At 70.2% G+C, this 12,502-nt stretch carries 8 protein-coding genes; 5 read left to right on the top strand and 3 right to left on the bottom strand.

Annotation, left to right across the window (positions count from 1 at the left end; translation table 11 throughout):
* The first annotated feature begins 86 nt into the window (after window positions 1-86).
* The 5 genes from HNQ07_RS09695 to HNQ07_RS09675 all read left to right on the top strand — a co-directional run bounded on the left by HNQ07_RS09695 (window position 87) and on the right by HNQ07_RS09675 (window position 4,825).
* Complete coding sequence (locus HNQ07_RS09695) at window positions 87-512, top strand: class Ib ribonucleoside-diphosphate reductase assembly flavoprotein NrdI (RefSeq protein WP_184111164.1); 426 nt, start codon at window positions 87-89, stop codon at window positions 510-512.
* Complete coding sequence (gene nrdE / locus HNQ07_RS09690) at window positions 491-2,578, top strand: class 1b ribonucleoside-diphosphate reductase subunit alpha (protein WP_184111162.1); 2,088 nt, start codon at window positions 491-493, stop codon at window positions 2,576-2,578. The genes HNQ07_RS09695 and nrdE overlap by 22 nt, the downstream gene beginning before the upstream one ends.
* A gap of 34 nt (window positions 2,579-2,612) precedes the next feature.
* Window positions 2,613-3,632: a ribonucleotide-diphosphate reductase subunit beta gene (locus HNQ07_RS09685; protein WP_184111160.1), complete on the top strand. Its 1,020-nt coding sequence runs from the start codon at window positions 2,613-2,615 to the stop codon at window positions 3,630-3,632.
* The gene (locus HNQ07_RS09680; protein ID WP_184111158.1) at window positions 3,625-3,891 is read left to right on the top strand and encodes a thioredoxin; all 267 of its coding nucleotides are present in this window, start codon (window positions 3,625-3,627) and stop codon (window positions 3,889-3,891) included. The genes HNQ07_RS09685 and HNQ07_RS09680 overlap by 8 nt, the downstream gene beginning before the upstream one ends.
* A gap of 160 nt (window positions 3,892-4,051) precedes the next feature.
* Entirely contained in the window at window positions 4,052-4,825 is a 774-nt protein-coding gene (locus HNQ07_RS09675) for a LamB/YcsF family protein (RefSeq protein WP_184111156.1), read from the top strand.
* A gap of 13 nt (window positions 4,826-4,838) precedes the next feature.
* On the opposite strand, the gene HNQ07_RS09670 is transcribed toward HNQ07_RS09675, so the two are convergent.
* Genes HNQ07_RS09670 through HNQ07_RS09660 form a run of 3 tightly spaced genes read right to left on the bottom strand, consistent with a single transcriptional unit; the run spans window position 4,839 to window position 11,651 of the window.
* Window positions 4,839-5,564, bottom strand: a complete 726-nt coding sequence (locus tag HNQ07_RS09670) for a 4'-phosphopantetheinyl transferase family protein (RefSeq protein WP_184111154.1) — start codon at window positions 5,562-5,564, stop codon at window positions 4,839-4,841.
* Complete coding sequence (locus HNQ07_RS09665) at window positions 5,561-9,886, bottom strand: non-ribosomal peptide synthetase (RefSeq protein ID WP_184111152.1); 4,326 nt, start codon at window positions 9,884-9,886, stop codon at window positions 5,561-5,563. Before HNQ07_RS09665 ends, HNQ07_RS09670 begins: the two co-directional genes overlap by 4 nt.
* Before the next feature lie 25 nt (window positions 9,887-9,911).
* The gene (locus HNQ07_RS09660; protein ID WP_184111150.1) at window positions 9,912-11,651 is read right to left on the bottom strand and encodes a fatty acyl-AMP ligase; all 1,740 of its coding nucleotides are present in this window, start codon (window positions 11,649-11,651) and stop codon (window positions 9,912-9,914) included.
* Window positions 11,652-12,502: the final 851 nt, after the last annotated feature.

Here is a 12,502-nt window from a genome sequence, read left to right as displayed (position 1 = left end):
GCGTGGAGGAACGCGCCGGCGACGTGGCCCCCTGGCTTGAGGTGCCGGGCCACGCGGACGCGGGCGCCGTGCGCCCTGGAGGACGAATGCTGTTGGCCTACGACTCGTTGACGGGCAATGTCCGGCGGCTGGCCCTGGACCTCGCGGCCACGCTGGGCGCGCCCTTGCTGGACGTGCGGCACCCGGACAGCGCGGCGCCGGGGCAGCCGTACCTGCTGCTGACCTACACCTTCGGCCGGGGCCAGATGCCGGACTCGACCCGGGTTTTTCTGGAGCAGCACGCGCCGCTGCTGCGCGGCGTGGTGGCGAGCGGGTCGTACCACTGGGGCCAGCACTTCGCGCGCGCGGCGGACGTGATCGCGGCCGCGTACGGCGTGCCGGTGGTCGCCAAGGTGGACAAGGGCGGCAGCGCCGCCGACCGGCAGCGCGTGCTGTCGTGGATCGGCGCGCAGCGGCATGGGCCGCATGACGTGCACGCGGGAGGAATGACGTGGAACGCTGGATCGAACTGAACAACAGGGTGCTCGCCGGAACCGTGGCGCAGCCCGAGCACGACCACGAGGCGTTGCGCGCGTACTTCCAGGACAGAGTCAATCCGAACACGGTGGAATTCCCGACCCTGGAGGAGAAGGTCCGTGCGCTGACCGGTCAGGGCGTGTGGGACGCCGCGGTGTTTGAGCGCTACGCCCCGCACGAGGTGCGAGCGGTGTTCGACCGTGCCTACAGCTACGGCTTCCGCTTCCAGTCGTTCATGGGCGCGTCGAAGTTCTACGGCGAGTACGCCACCATGACCCCGGACCGCACCCGCTGGCTGGAACGCTACGAGGACCGCCTGAGCGTCACGGCCCTCGCGCGCTCGGAGAGTGTCGAGGAGGCGCTGGAACTCGTGCACCACCTCGTGACCCAGACCTTCACGCCGGCCACGCCCACGCTGATGAACTCCGGCAAGGCGAACACCGGCCGACTGGTGAGCTGTTTTCTGCTGCAGGACTGCACCGACAACCTCGACTCGATCACCAAGACGCTGTCGTTCGTGGCGGAACTCAGCAAGGGCGGCGGCGGCATCGGCGTGGAACTCAGCAACCTGCGCGCCCGTGGCGAGAGCCTGCGCGGCATCCAGAACGTCACCAAGGGCGTGATGGGCGTCGCCAAGATGCTCGACAACATGCTGCGCTACGCCGATCAGGCCGGGCAGCGGCCCGGCGCGGGCGCCATCTACCTCAGCGTGATGCACGCGGACTTTCTGGATACCCTCAGCGCCAAGAAGATCGCCACCGACGAGGACGCCCGTCTCAAGACCCTCAGCGTGGGCGCGACCCTCCCCGACATCTTCCTCGAGAAGGTGCGGTCCGGTGAGGACATCTGCCAGTTCTACCCGCACTCTCTGTGGCAGGAAACCGGCCAGGAGTTCGCGGACATCGACTGGACGCGCGACTACGCCGCTCTGGCCGCCAACCCGCGCATCCGCAAGAAGCGGGTGTCCGCCCGCCGTGTGCTGGAGGAGATCGCGGTCACGCAGGGCGAGAGTGGGTACCCCTACCTGCTCTTCGAGGGCCACGCCAACCGCGCCAACCCGATCCCGAATGTGGGCACCATCAAGATGAGCAACCTGTGCTCGGAGATCCTGCAACCCACCCAGCCCAGCTATTTCCACCCGTACGGCCGCGAGCACGAGGACCGCGTCGGGCTGGACGTGTCGTGCAACCTCGCCTCACTGGTGATCGAGCAGACCATGCACAGCGGCGACATCGGGCGGGTGGTGGGGGCAGCGGTGCGCATGCTCGACAACGTGGCGCGCTCCACCAGCATCGCGGAGGTGCCGGCGGTGCGGCGGGCCAACGACGAGATGCGCTCGGTCGGCCTGGGCGCCATGGGCCTGCACTCGTTCCTGGCCGGTCAGGAACTCATCTACGGCAGCCCCGAGGCATTGGAGTTCGTGGACGTCTTCTTCGCGGCCGTGCACTATCACGCCCGCCGGACCAGCATGCAGATCGCGCGCGACACCGGCTTCGTGTTCACGGGATTTGAGGGCAGCCGCTACGAGTCGGGCGAGCACTTCGCGCAGTACCTCGAGCGCGACTTCACGCCGACGTTCCCGGAGGTCGCCGCCCTGTTCTCTGGCCACGTCCTGCCCACCCGCGCCGAGTGGCAGCAGCTCGTGCAGGACATCCGAGCTCACGGCCTGGCCCACTCGTTCGTGATGGCGGTCGCGCCCACCGGCAGCATCAGCTACGTGTCGCATGCCAGCGCGAGCATCATGCCCATCACGGAACGGGTGGAGACGCGCACCAGCAACAAGGCGCGCACCATCTACCCCATGCCGCACCTGAGCGAGCGCACCGAGTGGTACTACGAGGAGGCCTACGACATGGACCAGCGCCGCGTGCTGGACACCGTGGCGACCGCGCAGCGCCACGTGGACCAGGGCATCTCGTGCACGCTGTTCGTGCCCAGCAGCGCCACCACCCGCACCCTGCAGGCGTACTACCTGTACGCCTACCGCCGCGGCCTCAAGACCCTGTACTACACCCGCCTGCGCAAGACCGGCGTGCCGGAGTGCGTCAGCTGCGTCGTGTAGGCCGCCCCACCCTTTCCCTGCGCCCTGGAGGCCTATGACCCACTCCACCTTCACCGCCACCAACTGGTCGGAACCCGAGGACAGCTTCTCGGCCACGTTCTACGAGAAATACACGTCGCAGCTGTGGTTCCCGGAAGAGATCCCGCTCACGAACGACGCCCTGGTGTGGGCGACCCTGACGGACGCCGAGCGCTGGACGTACACGCACGCCTCGGCGGGCCTGAACGCACTGGACACCCTGCAGGGCGAGGTGGGCATGCCCACGCTGCGCGGCGTGGTGGCCGGCCACATCCGCAAGGCCACGCTGCAGTTTCAGGGCATGATGGAAGACGTCCACGCCCGCAGCTACAGCCTGATGAACAAGACCTTCCTGACCACCACCCAGGAGCGCGAGGTCTTCGCGTGGATCGGCACCCAGCCGCACCTGCAGGTCAAGATCACCTTCATCCAGGGTGTGTTCCACGATCCGGACGCCACGGCCCTGGGGCTGTGGAAGAAGCTGACGGTGTCGTGCATGCTGGAAACGGCGCTGTTCTACAGCGGCTTTTTCTATCCGCTGTACCTGGCTGGCCAGGGGCGGATGGTCTCGGCGGGCGAGATCTTCAACCTGATCATCCTCGACGAGGCGCTGCACGGCGTGTACGTGGCCCTGCTGGCGCAGGAGACCTTCGCGGGCCTGTCCGACGCGCAGCGGGCCGAGGCGCTCGCGTGGTACGACGAGACCCTGCACACCCTCTACCGCAATGAGCTGGCGTACACCGACGTGCTGTACGCGGACGTGGGCCTGACGGCGGAGGTCGCGCGCTTCGTGCGGTACAACTTCAACGTGCTGGCCGACAACCTGGGCCTGCCCCGCTCCTTCCCCGACGAGGAGGTGCATCCGGTGGTGCTCAACGGCATCCGGACCCGCGGGACCACCCACGACTTCTTCAGCGCCAAGGGCAGCAGTTACAGCAAGATCGCCACCGACACCCTGCGGGACGCGGACGTGGAGGCGCTGTGGGCGGGCGGCTTCCCGGACCTGGCGCCCACCGCGTGGGGGCGGCATGACTAGGCCCTATGTCCTGCTGACCCAGGACGACTGCGCGGCGTGCGAGCGCCTCGGGCGCATGCTGGCCGGCCCACTCAGGGGCCAGTTCGCGGACCGCATAGAGGTGGTGCACCGCCAGCAGGACGCCGAGGCCTTCGCCGCCCTGTGCGAGGCCAGCCACGTCCGCAGCACACCCGCGCTGCTGAACCGGGCCAGCGGCGCCGCGCTGCGCGACACGGGCAGCCTGGGCGCCGTCCGGGCCTTCCTGTCGGCCGCAGACTGAGCCCGCCAGCCAGGAGGGGGCCGATCACAGTGGCGCGGCCGGGCGGCCGTGGCATAGAACAGGGCGTGCCGAGAGGAGACTCCGTGAACCGAGCCGGCGTGAGCGCCGTTCCCGTCCTGCCTCTGTTCTGCCCGTGCAGGCTGCTGGTCCGGTGCCGCGCGTGACCTGGCAGGTCGACCTGAACGCCGACGCGGGCGAGTCCTACGGCGCGTGGACGATGGGCGACGACGGGCGGCTGTTTCCGTCGCTGACCAGCGTGAACATCGCATGCGGCTTCCATGCGGGCGATCCGCTGACCATCCAGCGCACGCTGCACCTGGCCGCGGAGCACGGCCTGGGCATCGGGGCGCACCCGGGCTACCCGGACCTCCCGGGCTTCGGGCGGCGCGTCCTGGAGGCCACGCCGGAGCAGGTCTACGCGGACACGCTGTACCAGATCGCGGCGGTGGCGGGGATGGCGCGGGCGGCGGGGCTGACGCTGCGGCACGTGAAACCGCACGGCGCGCTGTCCACCCGCAGCTGGACACACGCGCCCACGGCCGCGGCGATCGCGCGCGCCACGCGGGAGTTCGATCCGGCCCTGCCGCTGGTGGTGCTGCCCGCCACGCTGCTGGAGCGTGAGGCGTGTGACCTGGGTGTGCCCGTGGTGCTGGAGACCTTCCCCGAGCGCGCGTACCTGCGCGATGGCCGCCTCGCGCCGCGCTCCATGCCGGGCTCCAGCATCCACGACCCGCAGGAGGCCGCGCGCCGCGCCGTGATGCTCGTCACCGAGGGCCGTATCGAGGCGCTGGACGGCGGCGTGTTCGAGTGCCGCACCGATACGCTGTGCATCCACGGAGACAACCCCCACGCCGTCGAGATCGCCCGCGCCGTGCGCGCGGCCCTGGAGGCTCGCGGCGTCGCGGTCGCGCCGTTCCCCATACCCGGAGCGTGAGCTGGAGCGGCCGTCAGCGTGTCGCTGCGACGTCACGCTCCGGTGGCACTCTGGGACCTCCCTCCACGGCGATGTGCCCGGGCACCGTCCAGCGCACGCGGTTCACCGTCCCGTGCGTGGCAAGCGCTGCCCGGTAGCTCCGCCGTCCGCCCGTGTCCTTCAGCGACCAGCCCGCCTCGTGGATGGCGTGGGTCGGCAGAGCCTCGGGGGACCAGCCAACGGCGAAGCCTTGCCCGCTCAGCTTCTGCCGGGCTTCGAGCGCCGTCCAGGCGTCGAAGAACGCGCCCGTGCGCGCGGCGCGGTCGAGCGAGGCCAGCCGAGTCCGCTGCCCTTCCGTCAGCACCTGGGCGGCCACATCGTCGAGTTCGGGGTACGCCCGCACCTCCTCGATATCCACGCCCACGTCCGCAGCGCACGTGAAGGCCAGCAGGAGCAGTGGGCCGGCGCTCGACACGCTGAACCGCACGTCGGGAGTGCGTGGCACCGGGGTCAGCTCGGGGCGGCCGTGAGGCCCCGTGGTGTAGTTCACCTCCGCGGGCGGCCGGCCCGTGAGGTCGGCCAGCCGGCGCCGCAGCGTCATCCGCCGCCGGACGAAGCGCTCCCGGTCGGGCGCCGCCACGAACTGCCCGGCCCGCTGCCGCTCCGCGTCGTCCAGCCACGACGCGTCGTCCGGGTCCGGTGGGCACCGCGTGAGGTCGCTGAGCTCCAGCCATACCTCGCCCACTGCCGGACGCGTCACGCGGAGTCGTCTGCCCAGGTGCCGCTCCCGGCCTGCGCCGCGATCAGGCTGTGGTGTAGCGCCTCGCCCAGCTGCCGGACGTGCTGGGGACCCACCATCGAGACGTGGGTGCCGCCGACGGTGCGGACGCGGATTGGGCCCTGGATCAGGTCGGCCCACGCGAACAGCGGCTCGATCAGCTTGCGCTGCTCCGCCTGAACGAGCAGCGTCGGCACGTCCAGCGGCCGCGCCCGGTACCGCGCGACCGCCTGCAGGTTCGCTTCCCGCACCGCCTGGAACCACACCGGCAGGCCGTTCCGCTGCGCCCGGCCCGCCTGGTTCGTGAAACGGTCGCGGGCGGCCTCGGTCATCAGCCGGGCGGCGACCTGGATCCGGCGCGCGTTCCAGCGCAGGGCGGCGGCCGGAGAGCGGCGGGCGCGCGTCAGCTCGGTGCGGGCCACACGCTTCAGGCCGCGCAGCACGTGGCGCGGCGTGATGTCCTGCGGCCGCGGCGTCCAGGTGTCCAGCAGCGCCAGCAGGCCTACCGCCTCTCCCGCGTCGCGCAGCTGCTGGGCGAGTTCAAAGGCCACCACGCCCCCGAAGGAGTGCCCGCACAGGAAATACGGGCCGTGCGGCTGCACCCGCCGGATCTCGTGGAGGTAGCGCTCGGCCATCGCCTCCACGCGGTCGAGCGGGGCGGTGACGCCGTCCACACCGACCGCTTCCAGGCCATACAGCGGCTGGTCTGCGCCCAGCGGGCCGGTCAGGTCACGCAGGTCCGTGAGGTGCCCGCCGATGCCGTGCAGGACGAACAGAGGTGGACGGTGGCCGTGCGGGTTCAGCGGCACCAGCAGCGGCGTGTCCGCATTGTCGGTCGCCGCGTCGAGGGCGGCGGCCAGGTCGGCAATCGTCGGGCCGCGGAAGAGGGCTGCCAGTGGCACGCGCACGCCAAAGGCCGGCTCCAGGCGCGCGACCAGCCGCGCGGCGAGCAGCGAGTGCCCGCCGAGGTCAAAGAAGCTGTCGTGCCGCCCGACGTGCTCGACCGGCACGTCCAGCAACTCGGCCCACAGCTCGGCCAGCCGGCGTTCCAGCGCCGTGCCGGGCGGCACCGCGGCCGCGCTGCCCGCGGCGGGTTCGGGCAGGCGCTGCCGGTCGAGCTTGCCGCTCGCGGTGCGCGGAAGCTGCTCCAGCACCACGACGTGCGCGGGCACTGCCGGCGACGGCAGCTGTGCCGCCAGATACGCCCGCAACTCGGTCGGCGTGGCCGGCGAGCGCAGCACCACGTACGCGACCAGCACCGGGTCCTGGCCGCGCGACAGCGTGACCGCGCAGGACTCGACCTGCGCGTGGGTCAGCAGCCGTGCCTCGACGTCCTCCGGCTCGACGCGCACGCCGCGCACCTTCACCTGCCGGTCGAGGCGGCCGAGCACCTGCAGCCGGCCGTCCGGCAGGAACGCGGCGCGGTCGCGCGTGCGGAACACCTGCCCCGGTCCGTGCGGGTTGGGCACGAAGCGCGTGGCGGTGAGGTCCGGCTGGCCGTGGTATCCGCGTGCCAGACCGGAGCCGCCCACCAGCAGCTCGCCCGGCGTGCCCGGCGGCACCTGCCGCAGCGCGGCGTCCACCACGTACACCAGCGCGCCGGGCAGCGGCTGGCCGATCGGCTCGAAGGAGGTGCTGGGCGCTACGGTCCCGTCCGCCGTCACTTCCGTCCACGTTGCGTCGCCCGCCACCTCGGTGGAGCCATAGAGGTTCAGCAGCCGGGCGTGGGGCAGCGTCTGCCGGAACTGCGCCACCACGTCGGTGCCGAGCGGTTCGCCGCTGGCGGTCCACAGCGTCAGGCAGGGCAGCGGCGGGCCGTTCTCCAGCGCCTCGAGCAGCACGCGCAGCAGGCTGGGCACGAGCACCACCCGCGTGACTTCCTCGCGCGCCAGCAGGGCCAGGAAGGCCGGGGGGTCCTGAAGGAGCTGTTCCGGCACCAGCACCAGCGGTACGCCGGCCAGCAGCGGCCCGAACAGCTCCCATACGCTGTCCACGAAGCCCGCCGAGGTCTTCAGGCAGCACACCTCCCCGGCGGCGAAGGGGAACGCGTCCCACATCCAGCGCAGCCGGTACGTCACGCCGCGGTGCAGGCCCTGCACGCCCTTGGGGGTGCCGCTGGTGCCCGAGGTGTACATCACGTAGGCGAGTGCGTCCGGAGCGGTGACCACGCCGAGGTCGTCCGCGGGGTGTGCCGCCCACGCGGCACCGGTGTCGTCCCCGTCCAGCGGCACGACCAGCACGGGCATCTCGCCGGTGGGTACTTGCCCAGCCACTTCCGCCGTGCCGAGCAGCAGCCGCGGCACGGCGTCGTGAAGGAGCTGCGCCAGCCGGGCCGGGGGATGCGCGGGGTCGAGCGGCACGTACGCGCCGCCGGCCTTGAGCACCCCCAGGGTGGCCACCACCGCGCCCACCGAGCGGGGCAGGCAGATCGCCACAGGCGTCTCCCCTTCCACACCATGCGCCCTCAGGTGCCGGGCGAGGCGGTTGGCCCGGGCGTTCAGCTCGCGGTAGGTGATGACCGCGGACCCCGAGCGCAGTGCCACGGCGTCCGGCGTCCGCCGCACCTGCGCCTCGAACAGCTCCGGTACGGTGTCCATCGGCTCGTCGCCCAGGTCGGGCTCGCCGCTCCATGCGGCCAGCTGCGCGCGCTCCTCCCCACTGAGCAGCGGCAGTTCGCTGACCACGCCGTCGGGGTGCCGGCTCACCTCGTCGAGCAGCCGCAGGAAGCGGTCCAGCAGGGCCTGCATGGTGGCCTCAGCGAACAGGGCAGTGTTGTACTCCAGACTCACGCGCTCCTCGCCCGAAATCTCGGTCACGGTGCAGCCCAGGTCGAACTGCGCGCCGCCGCGGTCCAGCTCCACAAACCCCAGGTGCAGGCCGGGCAGGGAGCGCTCCGGCATGGGCACGTTGATCTGGTTGAACATCACCTGCACCAGCGGCGAGCGGCTCAGGTCGCGGACGGGTTGCAGGTCCGTCACCAGCTGCGCGAACGGCATGTCCTGGTGGTCGAAGGCACCGACGGTGGTGTCGCGCACGCGCCGCAGGGCCTCGCGGAAGCTGGGGTCCCCGGCCAGGTCGCTGCGCATCACCAGGGTGTTCACGAACACGCCGATCATGCGCTCCACACCGGGTGTGCTCCGGCCGGCGACCGGCGTGCCGACCGCCACGTCGGTCTGCCCGGTCCAGTGTGACAGCAGCACCTTGAAGGCGGTCAGCATCACCATGAACAGCGTGGCGTTCTCCGCAGTCGCGACGCGCCGCAGGCGCTCCAGCAGTGGGGTGGGTAGGGTGGCCCACACCGTGGCCCCGCCGAAGGTGAGGCTGGGGGGGCGGGGCCGGTCGAGCGGCAGCTCCAGCGCCGGGAGGTCCTGCAGCGCCGCGCGCCAGTAGGTCCGCAGCCGCTCGAGCGTGTCGCCGCGCAGCCACTCGCGCTGCCACACGGCGTAATCGCGGTACTGCACCGGCAACTCCGGCAGCGCCGGAGCCCGGCCGGCGAGCTGCGCCTCGTAGCCGTGGATGAGTTCCTCCAGCAGCACGCCGAGCGACCACGCGTCCGAGTTGATGTGCGGCAGGTCCAGCAGCAGGATGTGGTGGTCGTCGGCCAGATCGAACAGCGTGACACGGATCATCGGCCCCTCGCGCATGTCGAAGGGCCGCTGGAGGCACGTCTGGAGGTCGCGTGTTGCGGCCTTGAGCTGCGCGGCGGAATCGGCGTATCCGCGCAGGGACCGGCGCTCCACCGTGAATTCGGGCGGATTCACCCGCTGGTACAGCAGACCGTCCCGGTCCTCGAAGGTGGTCCGCAGCGGCTCGTGGCGCTCCACGATGTAACGCAGGCTGTCCTCCAGCGCGGCGACGTCGAGCGCGCCGCGCAGGTGCAGCGCTCCGACCACGCTGTACGCTGTGCCGCCCGCGTCGAGTTCATGCAGCAGCCACATGCGCTCCTGTGACAGCGACGCGGGCACCGGGCCGGTCTCCAACCGCGCCGTGAGGGGCGCTGCTGCGGCGTCCGGCGCGTCGAGAGCACTCTGAAGCCCGGCAGCCATGCCGGCAAGGGTAGGTGTGCCGAACAGCGCGGGCAGCGAGACGCGCTGACCGGTGCGGGCCTCGATGCGGGCCGCCACCCGTCCCACCCCCAGCGAGTTGCCGCCCAGCTCGAAGAAGTGGTCGTTCGGCTGTGTGGGCGCCCGGCCCAGCACCTCGTGCCAGATGCCGGCCAGGTCGGCTTCCAGTGCGGTCAGGGGCCGACTGGCAGGCGCGTCAGTGGGGGAATCGTGGAGATGGCTGATCCCGATGATATGCACGGAGGTCCTCCGGAACGGGCGGCGCTCAGCGGGCCGCGGCTGGCGTCGGTGCGGGCGGGGCCACGCTGGCGAGGTAGGCCTCGCGGCAACGGTAGCGCTGCAATTTGCCGGTGTGCGTGCGCGGCACGCTGCCGCTCGCCACGAGCACCACGGCGTGAACCGGCAGTTGGTGGACGTCACCGATGCGGCGCCGCACCGCCGCGGCCACCTCGTTCACGTCCACGTGCAGGTCCGGCCGGACCTCGTGGACCAGCACCAGCTGCTCTTCCCGGCCGACCGGCACCGAGAACGCGGCGCTCGCAGCCGGCAGCAGCGCCGGGTGCGCCTGTTCGGCGGTGTGCTCCAGGTCCACTGCGTAGAGGTTCTTGCCGCGGATGATCAGCATGTCTTTGAGCCGCCCGATGATGAACAGTTCGCCGCCGTGCATGAAGCCCAGGTCGCCGGTCCGCAGGTACGGTCCGTCACCGCCGGCCAGGTGACCACGGAACGTCTGCTCGGTCTGCTCGGGCTGGTTCCAGTACCCGTCGGCGACCAGCGGGCCGCGGTTCCAGACCTCCCCCACCCGGCCCTCGCCCAGTGGCATGAACTGCTCCGGATCGACGATCACGATCTCCTGGCCGGGCATCGGCGCGCCGCAACTCACCAACTCCTGCGCGGCCGCAGCGTCTGCCGCGGGCTGGACCCGGTCCGCCTCCAGCGCCGTGCGGTCTGCCAGGAAGCGGCGCGGCTTGTCTCCCTCGACCTCCAGGTCGAAGGTTGCCATGCCCTCGGACATCCCGTAGGCCGTCCGGAAGGCATGCCTGGTGAAGCCGTAGGGCGCAAATCTCGCGGCGAACTGCTCGAGCGTGTCGGCGCGGATCGTCTCGGCTCCCAGGGGCGCCAGCTGCCACGTACTCAGGTCGAGCCCCGCGCAGTCCTCGTCGCTCACCGCGTCCAGGCACGCCTGGAAGGCAAAGTTGGGCGCGCCGCTGCTGACGGCCCGGTAGTGCGAGATGGCGCGCAGCCAGCGCACGGGCTTTTGCATCACCGCGCTGGTGGGCATCACGATTGCTGGCAGGTCACGGTACATGGGCTGCAGCAGAGCGGCCGTCAGGCCCCAGATGTGCTGCAGCGGCATCCACGACACGGTGGGACCGTCGAACGCACTGTTCAGGGAGGGAATCGCGTCCGTGGCGATCAGGCGAGACATCAGGTGACCGTGGCTGAGCATGACGCCGCGCGGCCGACGTGTCGAACCCGAGGTATACAGCAGCGACGCCAGGGCCGACGGCGCCACCGCCACCGGGACGAAGGTCGAGGAGTCCTCCCCGTCGTCGGGCTGGTCCGTGACCATGACCTGCACGCCGGTGCCGGCGAACAGCGCGGCGGCCAGGGGTTCGAGGCGCTGTTCGGTCAGCACCAGCGTTACACCTGCATCCTCCGCCAGCCCCCGGACCTCGTCATGCGGCTGGTTCGGCCGCGGAGGGCTGACCGGCACCGTGACCAATCCGGCATACAGGGCTCCGAAGAATGCCGTGGCGATCTCCACACCCTCGCCGTACAGCAGCAGGGCGCGTTCCCCCGGCTGGGCCACCGAAGTGAGGCGCTGTGCCAGTCGTCTGGCTCCGAGGTCCAGCGCGGCGTACGTGAGCGGCCGCTCTTCCCCCTCCCCGGCCGGCAGATAGGTGATGCCTCCGTCCGGATGCTGCTGTGCCCGGTACTGCAGCAGGTGCGAGAGGCTCGTGACCTGCGGTGGAACCCGGAGGGACGTGACGGCGTTACTCATAGTCTGCTCAGTTTAGGGAGGCCTCCAGTACAGCGCCTTAACAAGTGTGGGGTGGGGTAACCCACGGTCCGCCCGGAGTACTGCGCACAAGTCTAGAATAGTTTACAGGAATAGATATGATATGTACGGGCAGGTCACCTGGCGGAGGTTGGCTCAGAATATCCTCGCTGAACACGCTGCAATAAACGCCCAGACAATACGCAGCTTGTGCACCAGCACGAGCTTGAATTCGCCAGCTGCGTGACACTGGACTGACATACAGAAAAACGTGGCGAGCGAGCACCAAGCCATTCATATCCAGTTCGAAATACGCGATCTGCGGCTTCTACGTGTTCACGCAACTGCCACTCCCGCTCCCGAGGCAAGGGCCGAACAAAAGTTATGACCCGGAGAGGACCATACGGCACTCTCCGGATCAAATGGACGGGTGACTGGCCTCGAACCAGTCCGGAGCCGACACTGACCCGCTCGCACGCCCGTTTTGAGAAGGTGGGCGCCCCCCTTCTGTCCTGGTAAGACGGGCCAGAGTATGGCTCCAGGGAGCCGGCCAAGCATGGCGCAGCGCTCAACGCACGTTGACCCGGACTTTCCATTGTCTGAGGCGATCCTCAATCATTCTTAAGGACGGTGTCATGGAGTACATCGCTTTATGGTCAGGCAAGCAGGACCTTCTAACGTCGAGGTAGGTGTCCAGCAACAGCCCACAAACGCCTCTCGGTCCCTTATTCCAACAGGCTCAAGCACCGGCGGCGTTCGAGGAAAGCAACTGTATAGCGTGCAAAAACAGAACTGACCACACAGTTCCCGTCAGAGCAGATCAATTCACGACAGAAGCGAGCTGTAGGCCGACC

Source organism: Deinococcus metalli, from assembly GCF_014201805.1.
Taxonomy (GTDB): domain Bacteria; phylum Deinococcota; class Deinococci; order Deinococcales; family Deinococcaceae; genus Deinococcus; species Deinococcus metalli.
This window is presented reverse-complemented; position numbering and strand designations above follow the sequence as displayed.